Origin of the sequence: Ktedonosporobacter rubrisoli, from assembly GCF_004208415.1 — a bacterium.
GTDB classification, from domain to species: Bacteria; Chloroflexota; Ktedonobacteria; order Ktedonobacterales; family Ktedonobacteraceae; genus Ktedonosporobacter; species Ktedonosporobacter rubrisoli.
In genome coordinates, this window is sequence record NZ_CP035758.1 from 2,159,596 (window position 1) to 2,174,021 (window position 14,426).

Consider the following 14,426-nt stretch of genomic DNA (forward strand, 5'->3'; position numbering starts at 1 on the left):
TCGCTGACCAGCTAACCGGCGAGACTTCATCGTCACTGCTATGCTGACCTTAGCCTTCAGAACGACAGATGTAGAAAGCCAGTGTTTAGGGCTAAAAGAGGCTCAACATAAGACTATTAGATATCTATTGTACAGCTATATAATCACATATATAAATATAGTATACAACAGGAGATCATAGGAGGTAAAAATTACGCAGCAATCAGGCTCTTATGAAGATATACAAGGTTCAGCAGGCCTGGAAGAGGAAATCTGTGGCGCTTAATCCGGGAGGCCACAGATCGTTAAATAGAGGTAAGTTAAGCAAGAAACCTTCAATCTTTATCGGGGTTATAGCGTCTGCGGCGCTGCTCGATGAAAGCTTCTAAAGCGGCGGGCTCGATCTGATAGCGGCCAAAGATGTCTTTTTCAGCCTGTAGTTCGCCTTTTTTAATCCAACGTCGCACTGTCTTTTCATCTACTTCCATGGTGCGTGCTACATCCTTGATCGTCATTTGCTTATCACTCATTTATTTTTATATACTCCCCTCTTGATGATAGGTACATTTTATATCACGAGAGACAATTGGTCAATTTATGGGTAGACAAGTGTGGGCAAATTATGGTATTCTACGGAGTGAGTGGGAATATTCCTATAAATAGCACAAAAAAACTGGTTACCATGTTGCAGCACGATAACCAGCAGTTAGGAGTCTAGATCACCCTTTAGCGACTAGACTCCCCTCAGGATGATACCTGCGTGGGAGTCGAGTGTCAAGTGAACAGAAAGGAACACTTCTTATGCCCGATCAGCAGGTTACTCCCAATGTTACTATCGAACCTTTAACTGAAATGCCCATTCCTGAGTGTGTTCAGATAGGACACACGTTTGTGACGAGCGATGACCAGGAATTTCTTCAAGCAATACAGTGGGGGATACAAGCTCACTTCGACTGTTATAGTACGCAGAAACAAATAAGCGAGCGAACTATGCTAGAGGAATTTCTTGAAACTTTTGAGGATGAGCAGGAGATTGATGAATGGCAGCTTGGCTTCCTATTTGGGCGCGTTGTTGGTATGCTGAACCCAGAACTACGGGAAGGCAAGCCCGCTGGAGCCTGGCTTGAGTTGCTTTCTCATAAGTGTGCCAGGTGTTACCCGAAGTAGAAAATAATATTGTGAGTACACGCCTTGATCAGGATTGAGGCGTGTACTTTCAGGGCATAGAGATGCATGTTGCATCATGCAAATTTCATGCTTGCAGCATGGCCAGCAAGGTATCCATGCCAAGTCCAAGCGAGGCTTTGAGCAAGATCAGATCTTCGCTCTGTGCCTGCTCCTTAAGGAGCAGCGCCGCAGCTCGTTTGGCCTCTTCAAGCTCGGCTCGATTCTCCAGACTGGCAGCATAATAATAGACATGGCTGGCGGGCATGCCAGCATCAAGGGCACCTTTGGCATAGAAATGTGCCTGCTCGCCTATCGCCACCACGAAATCAACTAGCGATGCCAGCTCCTTGCCCACTGTATAGTGCTCCTCTTGCGCGTAAGATCCCAATTGCAGGATATCGCCCAACACTGCCCAGCGCCTGCTTGCTGGATCAATCGACGTCTCGTGCATGGCTCGCGCCATCGCCAGAATCGATGGGCGATTGGCGTTAAAGCTATCATCTATTATTGTGCTACCGTTTGGTCCGGGCTTTATCTCACCGCGACGCTCAAAAGGCACAAGCCCCTCCAAAGCGGTGACAACCTCCTCAAGGGGGATCTCGGCGGCCAGCCCGGCGGCGGCGGCGGCCAGGGCAATTGTTATCCCATGCTCACAAGGGATATGTAGTTGCACGCGCGCCTGCTGTCCCTGGTAATGTAGCGTGAAACTGTGGCCTCGTAATGCATCTCCCCCAATAGCGCTAGCTCTTACATCGGCCTGCGCCGACATCCCATAATAAATAACGCGGGCCCGCGTCTTGGTATGCATAGCTTGCACGTTAGGGTCATCATAATTCAGAATCGCCAGACCATAGGGGCCAAGGACCTGTACCAGCTCGCTTTTGGCAATAGCGACGCGCTCCTGTGAGCCAAAGTACCCAAGATGCGCTGCCCCTACAGTCGTGATCAGCGACCAGTTTGGCGCGGCGATTGTGCACAACCATGCTAGCTCGCCGACCCATTGCGCCCCCATCTCAAGCACAGCGTAGCGATGCTGTGGCTCCAGGCGTAGGAGTGTCAGAGGATACCCGATCTCCGTATTGTAGGATGCCTGGGTCTTCAGCGTAGGAGCTTTCCGGCTCAGCACAGCGGCTACTGCCTCTTTTGTGCTCGTCTTACCATTGCTGCCAGTGATGCCAATAAAGATGGTATTATGCTGGCGTAATGCCCGCATGCGCGCTGTGGCATGGAGCGCCTTCAACACGTCAGGCACGACGATCTGAATGAAGTCAGCGGGAAGATCGGTCGCGGGCTCACTGCAAAGCGCGGCGATAGCTCCGGCGCGCGCAGCTGCGGCAATGAAGCGATGACCATCTACCTTTGCTCCTTTAATGGCTACAAAAAGGTCGCCAGGCTCTATCTTGCGGCTATCATGGTGTGCCGAGCGAAAGACAAGCTCGGGGTCGGGCGGCGCGCTACTGAGCAGCCTGGGCCTGAGAGCGTCATCCGCATTGCCTTGCAGTACGTCATTAAGGGTAAACATCCTATCGCATCCTTTGCTATTTAAAATTGAAAAGGCGAGCATGTCATGGCACACAGTGCCCATTTCTGCCACCACACATCTAGTGCCTCAATACCTATCTGTCCACTGATTTGCCGGCCAAATTATCCCAAGCGGCATACTTAACATCTCAACGTATTCCGAATACAAACTCGTCTATAAAGATCAGATTATCGTTCAGCGCCTTTTCCTTTCAAGGCAATCGACACCATCCTGTCGAGCATTTCGGCAAATGGCATCCCTGCGCCTGCCATCATTCGCGGATAACGGCTGTATGAAGTCATTCCCGGCAAAGTATTAACCTCGTTAAGTATTATCTTGCCATCTTCCCTCAGGAACATGTCCACCCGCGCGAGTCCCCGGCATCCCAAGGCGCGATATATGGCTTTTGCCGTCTGCTGAGCGAGCAAGCGCGCCTCTGCCGAAATGTCAGCGGGAACGATTACTGTTGAGTTCTCGGAGCCGCTTTCGGGATTATTCTCCTGATGGATTCTGAAGAAGCCATGTGATAGACGAATTTGATCTACCTCGCCTACAATCAAATCCCGATCGTTCCCTAATATCGCGCATCCCACCTCGCTGCCGACGACAGCCTCTTCGATCAAGACCTTCGCGTCATACTGTCTTGCGGTTTCCACCGCGCTCAGCAATTCATCTTTTCCAGCTACCTTGCTAACGCCGAAAGATGAACCCGAACGGGCCGGCTTTACAACGACGGGATAAGGAAGCCGGTCGGCGTCAATGTCCTCGTCCGCAGTGACAATCCAGAAATTTGGCGTGGCAATTCCCGCGTTTCTCACGATGATATAAGCAAGGGATTTATCCATACACAGAGCAGAACTTTGGATATCGCAGCCTACATAGGGGATGCCGGAAAGCTCCAACAAACCCTGTATTGCACCGTCCTCGCCGAGTTTGCCGTGTAGAACTGGAAGCACTATATCCAAACTTATAGTTTTGTATTGTCCTTGTTCCAGAACAAGCAAGCCGTGTACGCTTCTGTCAGGTGACAGTATCGCCGGACGGCTGTTGTTTTCCCAATTTGCGCCAGGGCCGTCGCATAACTTCCAGGCCCCGCTCTTCGTAATCCCGATGTAATACGGTTCATACTTTTCGATATCGAGGTGTTTTGCGACCTCTTGCGCAGATTTCACGGAGATGGGATGTTCTTCGGAACAGCCTCCGAATATGATTGCGAGTTTCAACCTACCCATACTATTTTCTCCTTATCAAATTTTTGGCAATTGATAATCGAATTTTCGACAGTATCCCTCAGGGCATGCTCTGTGTAATAGGCGGTGTGCGGAGTAATAAGCACATTCGGTAAATTTTGTAACCGCAACAACAGCTTGCTTTCAATGGGTTTGTTTCTGTAGTCGGCGTAGAATATTCCTTCCTCTCCTTCGAGGACATCCAACGCCGCACCGCCCAATCTGCCGCTCTCCAACGCTGAAATAAGAGCCTCGGTATCAAGAAGCGAGCCGCGTCCAGTATTGATGATGAACGCGCCGTGCTTCATGCACTCGATACGTCGACAGGTCAAGAGGTGGTGAGTATCAGCGTTAAGTGGTGTATGGAGTGTTACAATATCGCTCAGCTGTAACAATTCATCAAGAGGGACATATGTGGCAGAGGTTTTGGGACGATGGTCATAGGCTAATATATGGCAGCCAAAGCCGCGCAGCCGGTCCATAACTGCTGCGCCAATGCGGCCTGTGCCGATTACCCCAATGGTCATGTCGCGTAATTCTTTCCCGCGTACCTCATTCAATCTGAAATCGTGAATATTTGTCCGGCTGATAATGGATTTTGCATTTCGCACAGCCATCAGCATCAGCATCAGCGTGTAATCAGCCACGCTATCGGGCGAATACATGACATTTTCAACAGAGATGCCAACGCTCTGCGCGAAGTCGACGTCAATATGGTTATATCCAGAACTTCTTGTGGAGATATATGCTACCCCGGCCCGGCTCAGCGCACGAAGAATGGAATTGGTGATTTGAGTTTTATGGCTGACGCTGATGCAGCGATTCCCAAATGCCAGGTCGATATTGGCTTCAGATATCGGGGCCGCTGTGATAGTTGGTATAACGCCAAAGCGAGGCGCCATCTCTCGGAACAAAACTGCCTCATCCTGCCCGCATTCATAAATTGTAATTCCCATTTTTGTCATGATTTATGTATCCTGTTTAAAGTTTTTTGTTTGCGTTTTAGTCAATCAAGAAACGCTTCATAGACTACCTGCTTATTGATCTTTGTCATGGCAAGCGTAGCTGCAAGTTGTGAAAATGATATGAAAAGACGCCAGCTCGATAATTGTGGAAAGACGAAATCCCACAGAAACAGACAGTCTGAAATTTACCCATCAAGTACGGCTCAAAGGAAATTTCATATCATTTTCACACCTAAACGGCATCCTAGTGAATATTAAGGAGCGTACGTTTGATGGTTAAGGAGCATACGTTTGATGGTTACGGCCGAAAATGTAATTTATCCAGAAATCCCTCTCGACGCCGGTCAGGCTCAAGGATGGAAAGATATTCCTCTCAGAGAGGACGAATGCCTCGATCCATTAATCCCATTAGGGCCATTGGCGCAGGAGGCTGCAATTTTAATGACGTCCTCTCTCTATTTTGGTGAGCATAGTAACTCACCCTATGCAGAAAAAAGAAATAAATTGGAGGGTAGCCTGTTGACGCTTTTTGCCCGCCGGTCGGTAGTTCATCGTTTATTGATCGCGGAGCAACTCTTGCCAGCTGGCCATCATCTGCTAGTATTCGATGCTTACAGGCCTTATCAGGTACAGAAATCGCTTCATGATTGCTATAAGCAAAAACTCAGAGAAAAATATCAAGATATGGACAACGAGACCCTGGAGTCTGAGACCCAAAAATATGTTTCGCTTCCATCGATGGACCCGACTCGACCTTCTCCACATAATACAGGTGGGTCGGTAGATGTAGCGATTGTAAAACTTGATCAGGCGCATGAAGAGGAGTTGCTGCACATCAGTTCCCACCTTAGCGATGTCCATCTAAATATCGCTAAGCATGTCGGCCTGGAAATGCGGCTATCAGCAACCATGAGACGCCATGCTAAAATGCTCGATTTTGGTACTGCATTCGATCATGGAGGTGAAAAGTCAGCTCTTGCATATTATGAGTCTAAAATTGCCGCCGGGGAGATCTTGACTGATAACGATATGTTGGCCTGCACCAATCGTCGATTACTATTCTGGGTTATGACGCAAGCTGGCTTCCAGCCCTATTTTGCAGAATGGTGGCACTTCAACGCACCCGAGTCTCAAATGGGAGCAGCTACTGCCGGACTCGATTATGCAACCTTTGGGGCTGTGAGTCTTGATGAAAGCAATAGAGCACATGAAAATATACGCCTTAAAATTCGTCATGAGGTGCTGAAGCTGCAAAGAGACGGAGATCTGCCTGTAGCTCGGACAAACGGTCAAGCTGTTGAGCGCACAGAACTACAAGTTGAAATCCTGGTTGCCCTTCGTGAAACAGGCGACCCGGAACTTGTGGAAGATTGGCCCGCAGAGATTATCGCACCGCCAGAAGAATAGCCTTATTATCTCTACCTGGTAAATTAAGCGCAGGACTTACCGATTTTACACGCAAGGACGAAACTTTGCTCTGAAGGATGGAATTTGACGCTTCGCTGTCGGGAAAAACTGCTCTAAACGTGGGGAGAAGTCAGCAATATTGTAAATACATTGCTCGCGATAGAAAATAAAAGATGAGAGGTTATAGTTTCAACAATGGAATGGAATACGTTAGTTGGCACATTATCTGATTTACCCTTATCTGGTAAGTATTGTTTTCCCGAAAAAGTTTCTTACTGCACACAATATGCTAGTCCTGAACTCATTTATTCGTATGGTCATGAGCAATTTGATGGAAGACAAGATCCTCGTTGGCGTGAGTTTGGCACTGAAGACGTTGAAGAGTACTGTTTTTGGTGCTCTCGGTCTTGCGCAATTGCTTGCTTAAAAATGTGTATTGAAACCCTGACGAGGCCGCAACAACCCCCAAGCATGAGCAAGCTTATTCGGGAAGGTCTTGCTGCAGGTGGATACATCATTCGCCATGAACAGGGCGAGTTAGTTGAATTCGGATGGATCTATCAATCATTAGTAAACGTAGGACAGTCCTATGGTCTCAAGGGACAGGTTTATAAGACTCTCTCTATTGAGGATATCTGTTCTTTGCTTCTTTCAGGAGCGCTAGTTATTGCTTCAGTTAGCGACGAAATTGGTGAACGCAATAACGTTCCGATTACCCGTAAAGGAGGACATGTTGTCATTGTGCATGGATTTGAATGGTCAAATCAGGAGTGTCAAACGCTTCTGATTCATAATTCATCTGGCAGATTTCCAGAGCTACAGGAAAATGCTGTGATTCCCTACGACAGATTTGCTGCAGCCTTCGCCGGGAGGGGATTTGCATTTTGGCCGCCAGATGAGCAAAACGAATGAAGTTCGCTAGTAACCCGAATTTTACGACTAAAAATATATCATGGCCCTTGAAAGAAGCATATGGTAGTACCGCGGTGCCATTTTTTGTCACGTCTGCTCACAGAGAGCTTCCGAGAAATCAGACCATATGCACTTTTGCATGGGCACAGGAGCGTCACAAAAGATGGAAAATGGCAGGATTGTGCCGCCTCCTTGCTGTTGACAAATGGTACTACCGTTTCATATCATTTTCACAACTTGCAGCTACGCTTACCATTGTAAATGATTAATTTGTAAAGATTTAATAAATAGGTACACGAGACATATGGAAATTTTGGTTATTGAAGACGAGGCACCGATTCGTGAGTTTGAAGTGACATACCTGCGTGATGCAGGATACGGAACAATCGAGGCGGCCGATGGTCAAGCTGCTGTCGAACTGTTTATGGAGCATAAACCCGATCTCGCAATCATTGATATTAATCTGCCAAAAATGAGCGGGCTAGATGTATGTAAAGCTATCCGAACTACCTCCACCATGCCAATTCTTATAGTCACCGCTCGCAATAGTGATGAAGACGAGGTTAAAGGGCTCTCCATGGGTGCCGACGATTACATCAAAAAGCCATTCAATCCAAACGTCTTGGTTGCACGCGTGCATGCGCTCTTGCGCAGACACGATAGGACAAGGCAACTACACTTTAAAGGTCTGGTTATCGATCCTGAAACCATGTCGGTTATTAAGGATGGTAAGTCTATCACGCTTACTACGACGCGCTTCAATCTCTTGCTGGCGCTTGCTTCCCATCCTCGTGCGGTACTTTCAAGGGCGCAACTTGTCAACCAAACCTATAGCGACCCCTCAAGTCATTTTGTCTATGACCGCACTATTGATGCCCACATAAAAGCCCTGCGCCAGTCGATTGAGACAGATCCGAAAAATCCACAATTTATAGAAACAGTATTCGGCAGTGGCTATCGCTTCATCGGAGTACCAGAGAAATGCTAGGTGTCTACTTCTTCCCTTTATATATCTTTACTAACGCTATAGTCGTCGCTGTAATTGCAATAGTGATTCTCGGGCTCTTTAAAAAGAGCCTGCTTAACCGATTAAGTGTTCGTATTGCTATACTTATACTTGCATCAGGACCAATTATCCTCTTTTTAATCCCTGTGGCAAACCAACTTATCATTTGGGCACCAATAAAAGCCATTGCTTCTCCCTTTTCGCTTGCTGTATATGTGCTGATTGCGCTCGGCACCCCCGTAGTACTTGGTTTGCTTGCGGGGCTTTTCGTACGGCGGCCGTTGCACCAGTTTAAGGAAGCCATAGCCTCCTTGGAACAAAGCAATTATAAAGTCCAGCTACAGTCAATGGGCATTCGTGAATTTGATGAAGTCTTTATGAGATTCAACAATCTCATAAATCGATTACGGCACGAGGAAAAGCTCCGCAAAGACCTGGTTTCAGATACCTCGCACGAGCTGAATACGCCACTGACCACGATGATCGGGCAACTCACTGCTATGCAAGAAGGCAAATTTCCTTTGACGAGGGAACGAGTAGCCATCCTAAAGGAACAAGCTGAGCGGCTTGCTGAACTGGTACAACAGCTGGATGCCTATACAAAAGCCCGCATGCCCAATGCTGGCGAGCCCGAAGATATATACTTGAGGCAGTTCTGCGAGGAGCTCATTAATCACTTTAGCCTCGATCTCAAGCAGAAAGGAATAACTGCGAAGCTACATATTGCAGAGGACTATATAATCCATGTAAACAGTGGCGCACTTCAGCATATTCTTATGAATCTCATGCAAAATACCTTGCGTTATTCACAGGCGACAGAAATTACCATTGAAGCCACGGCCCACGAATTTATGTTTTCGGACAACGGGAAGGGAGTACCCTCAGAGAGCCTGCCCTACCTTTTCGAGCGCTTTTATAGAGTAGATAAATCTCGCAACAGAGCAACAGGCGGCCTGGGACTCGGCTTAGCAATTGTAAGAGAATTAGCCGAGAGCCAGGGTTTGGCTATAACCGCTGTAGCAGGCCACCCTGGCTTAACGTTAGTTCTAAAAATCAATGCATAATTATCGTTTCGAGCGACAGTTTGCTATCTTCAAGCGCTCCAGACAGATAACCGAAAGTTCTATTAGAGCAATTTTCCGCTCTGCCCCGTGCCTGTTGGCTACGGTGACTTTGCATTATTCAAATTTCATGAGCAGCGAGACGCTAATAACTATCAAAATACCGCCGATGATGGTGAAAAGGGTCAGGTGCTCGTGCAGCAGTAGCACGGCAAGCAAGGTGCCTAACAAGGGCTGAACTAAGAGCGTAGAGGAGGCCAGAACACCTCCTAGCTTGCTCAGGCCTTGAAACCAGAGCAGATAGGCCGCAAAGGTGGTCATGATGGCCAGCCAGAGCACGCTCAACCAGATGTTGCCGTTCATGTGTGGCCAGCCCGTGTGCCATACTTCCCAGCCTGCTATGGGTATCCAGAAGACAGTACTGCCCACGATGGCCGCCGAGGTAATCAAATAGGGAGAGTGTTTGGTGAGCAGGGTTTTTCCGCGAACCGTGGTAAAGGCCTCAAAGACTAGCGATAAGATGACAAGCAGATCCCCTATAATGCGGTTAAGGCCTCCGCCCGCGGGTAGGACCGGGATAAGGCCCTGACCTACTACCAGGTAGACGCCGATGAGCCCGAGCAGCAAGGCCAGGAGCGTGCTTTTTTTAAACGGTTCGTGCAAGAGTAACCAGGCCAGCGCTGAAGTAAAAATGGTTTCTGCTGTAATCAGTAGAGCAACATCGGCGGCCGTTGAGAGAGCTAGACCACCAAATTCGAGCAGCTTGTTGATAAAAAAACCTGTAAGGGTCATTTGCGCCAGTTGGGGTATATCCCGACGCGTGAGTCGTGCGGTTCGCAATTGAAAAATAAGTATTGGTAACAAAAAGATGGCCGCCAGACCCAGGCGTAGGACGAGCATCATGGTGACCGAGAGCCCTTCCAGGGCAAATTTGGAGGCCGCGAAGCCGGTTGCCCATAATGCGTTGGCCAGGATTAAGAATGACCAGGGAAGTGCCACAGACTTAGACGAACGAGAGGACATACGGTTATCCTTCTTTTGTGAAATAAGCGCTGCCAATTGTTCAGCAGAGAGTAGCTTAGCTCCGCCGCTGCAGCCCAGGAAATAGGCGTTTCGTGGCTGACAGCATGTTTTATCGAAGCGTTACGATATTTCTATTGTTAGAATAAAAGTGCTTTGCTTACTAATTCATCTTTTCTTTGCCGCCTGTTGTGCGGAAAAAGAAAGCCCGCGCGGTCGCTACTTGGCATACTACGTATCAGCCGAACCTTCTGGGGCCCGGGTTACAGAAGTCTCCGGGCTCTTAAGCAGCTCCTCTTTGACAGTTGTAAGGGCGATAGAGGTAATGGTGTGAGTAACGCCAGGCAAGCCACGAATTTGCGAGAGCAGCGTACGCAAGGTCTGGGGTGAGACCGTACGCACTTTTAGGATGTAGCAATCTTCTCCGCTGACATCGTGGCATTCAAGAATCTGGGGTTCCTGCAAGATGAACTCTTCAAAGCGCTTTGTGCCTTCTGGCGTTTCGTGCATGCCAACGCGGATAAATGCCGCCAGCCCACGGCCAATCTTCTCAGCATTCAGGCGCGTTGTGTAGCCTTCGATGATGCCCTCACGCTCCAGGCGCTGAATGCGTGCGTATACAGCCGGACCTGTGAGCTCTATCTTCTTGCCAATAGCCGTATGTGAGAGGCGACCATCAAGACACAGCAGATCTAGAATTTTGAGATCAATATCATCAAGCGTCATAAACTTTGATTTCCTAAAATAAATGGCGAAGGTAATTTGGATATTTAAATTATAGCCATATATATTTTAGAAATCAATAGTTTGTAAGTGGGCAAAAATAAATTGCTTAGCATTATCGGTGGTGTTCAGGGAGCAATGCCCCAGACCGTAAGCAGGTTCCAGATGGCTTGAAAATCGGGAGCCTGCATCTCGCGCCTGGCCTGTTCGCAGATCATGTCATACTCAGGCGTGAGGCAACCCCATTTCTGCAGGAAAGGGCGAAAATTGCTGAACATATGCGACCAATCTTCGTAGTAAGCCTGTCCCTCGGGAGTTCCTGCGCGGTATTCTAGCGCATAAGGTCTTTGCTGGATTTGCTGATAGCCGTGGATTTGTAGCAAATTGGGCAGGCGCGCTGTCAGACCATCCGAGCTTGGAGTAAAGAGGTGACCCGCCTGGTGCAAGGCGCATACAAGCATCTGCTGGAATCGCCTGAGCGCCGGGCTTGTGCTCTCGTGAATATGCTCGGTATCGGTGATACGTAGTACGCCACCTCTACGTGCGATGCGCCTGGCTTCCGTGAGCAATTTCGACCAATCCCAAGTGCGCAGAAAGCTTGAGCCTGCGCGCAAGTTGACAAGATCAAAGTAGCCAACAGGAAATTCAAGAATTAGCAGGGCGTCCATCACAAAAAACTCAACTCGCTCGCTGAGCAGCTGGCTCTCGGCTTGCTTGCGCGCATATTCGATAAAATTGCGGTTAATGTCTATGCCGATCACAGAGAGCTCTTGATAGCGCTGAGCAACTTCAATAGCCCAGCCTCCTGGACCACAGCCAATATCCATAACTCTGCGCCGGGGCGTGAACTCGGTTTGCTCTGGCCAGATGCCACCCATGGATGCTGTGATCATTCGATCCTGCATGGCCAGGCGCTGGAGCTCAGCTACGTTTTGTTTGTTCTTGACAATATAGGTGCCAGCAATCTCTTTCCGGGCCTTCTGGCTTTCCATAACCCTTAATGCTCCTTCGAAATTTTATTGCTTGCTATGCCTCTCATTGATTATAGATGGGCCTTTTCGATTTGTCGAGGGTTCATTTTAGCAGCGTAGAGCTTTCCAGCTCTCTAAAAAGGGATTGCTAAGGGCTCGTTCACTTAATTGCGGCGTGAGCCCAATTATTCCCTCCTCCTGGAAGCAAAAAAGACTTCTATAGCTTGAAAGAAATCTAAACGCAAATAACTGCTTTTCCAGGTCTCTACCTTGCATTAGAATTGAATACTTGACTCTGAATGAGGCTGATGAGAAAATACTAGACTAAATGGGGAGCCTTAATTTGAGAGACAGAAGAAGTATGATATAGTAAAAAATCTAGAAACTTTGCTGTTGGGGAAGGAGTCATGTCCATTGAAGCCTTTCAAGCTAAAGCTAGATAAAGAGGCCAGGCAATCTTCTCGCAAAATAGATTACGGCAGCGCGGGAAAGGGGCTATCAAGGAAAAACGACACTGATGCTATCGCTGAAGCTTCTCCCGAGAATCTCACCGGCAGCATTCCAGTTGAAGCCGAAGAACTTTCCGCTAAAGAGCCGCAGAAATATACGTGGCCTGGGTGGCAGCGGCTTTGGCTATGGATACCCTTCTGGATACTTATTATCCTGGCAGCGTTCCTGCGCTTCTGGCACTTAGGGGATCGTCCCTTACATTTTGACGAGAGCGAACATGCCCATTACTCCTCAGTTCTTTTACAAAATTTGCAACACTGGTCCTGGTGTTACGGCTTAAACCACGCTCCGGCAAACTATGCCTGTTATCAATATAATCCCCTGTTGCATGGTCCCTTTCAATTTCACATCATTGCCCTGGTCTATCAAATCAGCCAATGGCTAGGCGTTCCAGACCACGGTGTGAATAACACGACGGCACGCATAGCGGCAGCCCTTCTGGGAACTGTCATCGTGGGCTTGCCCTATTTCTTGCGGGACTATCTGGGAAACATTGCAGCCTGGCTCGCCAGTTTCTTTCTCGCCGTCTCGCCCAGTATGGTATATTTTTCGCGCTTTACGCGTGAAGATATCTATATGGCCTGTTTTACCTTAACGCTCGTTGTGGCTATTGCTCGCTATATGCGTGAGCAGAAAATACGCTGGATTATCCTGGCTGCTGCTAGTTTTGCGCTTTCCTACGCTACGAGTGAGGCCACCTTTCTCACTATAGCCATCTTCGGCAGTTTCCTGGGAGCCCTGATTGTCTAGGAGATTGGGACCAAGTTTTCGCTACCTGCCCGGCTTCTCCATGGAGCTCGGTCGCACCTTTTCCCACGCACATTTGCCCCATTAGCTGTGCTCCTCTATTTTTTGCTCGGTGGCCTTGCCGCAAAAATATTCTTTTCCATCTTAGAGGAGCTTTCGATATATATCAATGCCCATACGCCTATGGCTGATGGCTATCTGGCAAATATAGAGTACATTACGGTCAGGATAATTCCCTGGGTGGGCATCTCCTTGAGTCTTTACGTTCTAAGCGTGTTAATACGTGAGATGCTGGGCAAATTGATGTTGCCTGGACAAACGCGCCTGGCACGCAGTATGGATGCACGTATGCAGCCGGTACTACATACGCTCTTGACGCTGCCCTGGACGCATTGGTTCTTCCCTTTGATCGTCGGCTGGACTATTTTTCTGCTGCTGTTTACCGTGATGTTTACCCATATCGCCGGAGGAATCGGCGACGGGATATGGAAAGGTCTCTACTATTGGCTAGAGCAGCAGCATGTCGAGCGTGGCGGCCAGCCCTGGTACTACTATCTGCTCTTGATCCCTCTCTATGAGCAGATTGGCGTCATTTTTGGCATCGTTGGCTGTATCCGCTGCCTGCTGAGGCCTGATCGCTTTCGCCTGTTCCTGCTTTACTGGTTCCTGGGTGATTTCGTGATCTATTCCTGGGCCGGCGAGAAAATGCCCTGGCTCATGATCTTTATGACGATGCCCATGCTGCTGCTGGCGGCCATTGGACTAGAGCCATGTGTGCGCCTCTGCTCTAGCTTTATCCTTCAGATCTATTCCTGGGCTAAACGTGTGCTAAGAGGACGAGAACAGGCATCAGCTCCCGTGCTACCTGCGCAACAGCCTCTTCGCAGAAGATACGGCTCTATCGTGGCTGGGAGCCTTGGGGTCCTTATCGCTCTGTTCGCCTTGTTCCTTACCCTGCAGAATATGTATGAGGTCAATTATGTACATGCGGCCGATGGGCCCCATGAAATGATGGTCTATGTGCAGACTCCTCCCGATATTGACGTTGTAATGAAGCGCATCGCCGCCATCGATCAAAAGGATTTTGGCGGTCGCCAGCAAGTGCATATCGGCGTTACCAGCGATGCAGAATGGCCGCTTGTCTGATATTTACGCGATTATCCCAATGTGTGCTATAGCTTCCCAACTGGTTGCCCCTCCTGGAAAG

At 48.6% G+C, this 14,426-nt stretch carries 14 protein-coding genes; 7 read left to right on the plus strand and 7 right to left on the minus strand.

All coding sequences use genetic code 11. From position 1 onward, the window contains the following. Positions 1-314: 314 nt before the first annotated feature. Positions 315-509 (minus strand): helix-turn-helix domain-containing protein, encoded by a 195-nt coding sequence (locus EPA93_RS09950; RefSeq protein WP_129886976.1) that lies wholly within the window; start codon positions 507-509, stop codon positions 315-317. Between the two features lie 271 nt (positions 510-780). Between EPA93_RS09950 and EPA93_RS09955 the strand changes: the two genes are divergently transcribed. Then, complete coding sequence (locus EPA93_RS09955) at positions 781-1,146, plus strand: hypothetical protein (protein ID WP_129886978.1); 366 nt, start codon at positions 781-783, stop codon at positions 1,144-1,146. Between the two features lie 85 nt (positions 1,147-1,231). Here the strand turns inward: EPA93_RS09955 and EPA93_RS09960 are convergent, their stop codons facing one another. From EPA93_RS09960 to vanH, 3 genes are all read right to left on the minus strand, one after another. Beyond that, positions 1,232-2,668 (minus strand): UDP-N-acetylmuramoyl-tripeptide--D-alanyl-D-alanine ligase, encoded by a 1,437-nt coding sequence (locus EPA93_RS09960; protein WP_129886980.1) that lies wholly within the window; start codon positions 2,666-2,668, stop codon positions 1,232-1,234. A gap of 188 nt (positions 2,669-2,856) precedes the next feature. After that, positions 2,857-3,900: a D-alanine--(R)-lactate ligase gene (gene vanA / locus EPA93_RS09965; protein ID WP_129886982.1), complete on the minus strand. Its 1,044-nt coding sequence runs from the start codon at positions 3,898-3,900 to the stop codon at positions 2,857-2,859. Beyond that, positions 3,888-4,862, minus strand: a complete 975-nt coding sequence (gene vanH, locus EPA93_RS09970; protein ID WP_129886984.1) for a D-lactate dehydrogenase VanH — start codon at positions 4,860-4,862, stop codon at positions 3,888-3,890. The genes vanA and vanH overlap by 13 nt, the downstream gene beginning before the upstream one ends. A 294-nt stretch (positions 4,863-5,156) precedes the next feature. On the opposite strand from vanH, the gene EPA93_RS09975 reads away from it, so the two are divergent. The 4 genes from EPA93_RS09975 to EPA93_RS09990 all read left to right on the plus strand — a co-directional run bounded on the left by EPA93_RS09975 (position 5,157) and on the right by EPA93_RS09990 (position 9,251). Further along, the gene (locus tag EPA93_RS09975) at positions 5,157-6,269 is read left to right on the plus strand and encodes a M15 family metallopeptidase (protein ID WP_129886986.1); all 1,113 of its coding nucleotides are present in this window, start codon (positions 5,157-5,159) and stop codon (positions 6,267-6,269) included. A 195-nt stretch (positions 6,270-6,464) separates the two neighbouring features. Then, the gene (locus tag EPA93_RS09980; protein ID WP_129886988.1) at positions 6,465-7,181 is read left to right on the plus strand and encodes a C39 family peptidase; all 717 of its coding nucleotides are present in this window, start codon (positions 6,465-6,467) and stop codon (positions 7,179-7,181) included. A 304-nt stretch (positions 7,182-7,485) separates the two neighbouring features. Then, complete coding sequence (locus EPA93_RS09985) at positions 7,486-8,169, plus strand: response regulator transcription factor (protein ID WP_129886990.1); 684 nt, start codon at positions 7,486-7,488, stop codon at positions 8,167-8,169. A 329-nt stretch (positions 8,170-8,498) separates the two neighbouring features. Next, entirely contained in the window at positions 8,499-9,251 is a 753-nt protein-coding gene (locus EPA93_RS09990; protein ID WP_242527364.1) for a sensor histidine kinase, read from the plus strand. Between the two features lie 114 nt (positions 9,252-9,365). Here EPA93_RS09990 and EPA93_RS09995 read toward each other — a convergent pair whose 3' ends face one another. From EPA93_RS09995 to EPA93_RS10005, 3 genes are all read right to left on the minus strand, one after another. After that, positions 9,366-10,271, minus strand: a complete 906-nt coding sequence (locus tag EPA93_RS09995; protein WP_129886994.1) for a DMT family transporter — start codon at positions 10,269-10,271, stop codon at positions 9,366-9,368. 228 nt (positions 10,272-10,499) lie between these two features. After that, complete coding sequence (locus tag EPA93_RS10000; RefSeq protein WP_129886996.1) at positions 10,500-10,994, minus strand: Lrp/AsnC family transcriptional regulator; 495 nt, start codon at positions 10,992-10,994, stop codon at positions 10,500-10,502. A gap of 125 nt (positions 10,995-11,119) precedes the next feature. Further along, the gene (locus EPA93_RS10005) at positions 11,120-11,983 is read right to left on the minus strand and encodes a class I SAM-dependent methyltransferase (RefSeq protein ID WP_129886998.1); all 864 of its coding nucleotides are present in this window, start codon (positions 11,981-11,983) and stop codon (positions 11,120-11,122) included. Positions 11,984-12,376: 393 nt separating this feature from the next. On the opposite strand from EPA93_RS10005, the gene EPA93_RS10010 reads away from it, so the two are divergent. Both EPA93_RS10010 and EPA93_RS10015 read left to right on the plus strand, forming a co-directional pair. Further along, on the plus strand, positions 12,377-13,222 hold the full coding sequence (locus EPA93_RS10010; RefSeq protein WP_165423002.1) for a flippase activity-associated protein Agl23: 846 nt from the start codon (positions 12,377-12,379) through the stop codon (positions 13,220-13,222). A 180-nt stretch (positions 13,223-13,402) separates the two neighbouring features. Next, positions 13,403-14,365 (plus strand): hypothetical protein, encoded by a 963-nt coding sequence (locus tag EPA93_RS10015; RefSeq protein WP_129887002.1) that lies wholly within the window; start codon positions 13,403-13,405, stop codon positions 14,363-14,365. Positions 14,366-14,426: the final 61 nt, after the last annotated feature.

What these genes read in the sequence shown, in the direction of transcription:
- EPA93_RS09950 (WP_129886976.1), bottom strand. Translation starts at nt 509, where the DNA reads ATGAGTGATAAGCAAATGACGATCAAGGATGTAGCACGCACCATGGAA.
- EPA93_RS09955 (WP_129886978.1), top strand. Translation starts at nt 781, where the DNA reads ATGCCCGATCAGCAGGTTACTCCCAATGTTACTATCGAACCTTTAACT.
- EPA93_RS09960 (WP_129886980.1), bottom strand. Translation starts at nt 2,668, where the DNA reads ATGTTTACCCTTAATGACGTACTGCAAGGCAATGCGGATGACGCTCTC.
- vanA (WP_129886982.1), bottom strand. Translation starts at nt 3,900, where the DNA reads ATGGGTAGGTTGAAACTCGCAATCATATTCGGAGGCTGTTCCGAAGAA.
- vanH (WP_129886984.1), bottom strand. Translation starts at nt 4,862, where the DNA reads ATGACAAAAATGGGAATTACAATTTATGAATGCGGGCAGGATGAGGCA.
- EPA93_RS09975 (WP_129886986.1), top strand. Translation starts at nt 5,157, where the DNA reads ATGGTTACGGCCGAAAATGTAATTTATCCAGAAATCCCTCTCGACGCC.
- EPA93_RS09980 (WP_129886988.1), top strand. Translation starts at nt 6,465, where the DNA reads ATGGAATGGAATACGTTAGTTGGCACATTATCTGATTTACCCTTATCT.
- EPA93_RS09985 (WP_129886990.1), top strand. Translation starts at nt 7,486, where the DNA reads ATGGAAATTTTGGTTATTGAAGACGAGGCACCGATTCGTGAGTTTGAA.
- EPA93_RS09995 (WP_129886994.1), bottom strand. Translation starts at nt 10,271, where the DNA reads ATGTCCTCTCGTTCGTCTAAGTCTGTGGCACTTCCCTGGTCATTCTTA.
- EPA93_RS10000 (WP_129886996.1), bottom strand. Translation starts at nt 10,994, where the DNA reads ATGACGCTTGATGATATTGATCTCAAAATTCTAGATCTGCTGTGTCTT.
- EPA93_RS10005 (WP_129886998.1), bottom strand. Translation starts at nt 11,983, where the DNA reads ATGGAAAGCCAGAAGGCCCGGAAAGAGATTGCTGGCACCTATATTGTC.
- EPA93_RS10015 (WP_129887002.1), top strand. Translation starts at nt 13,403, where the DNA reads ATGGCTGATGGCTATCTGGCAAATATAGAGTACATTACGGTCAGGATA.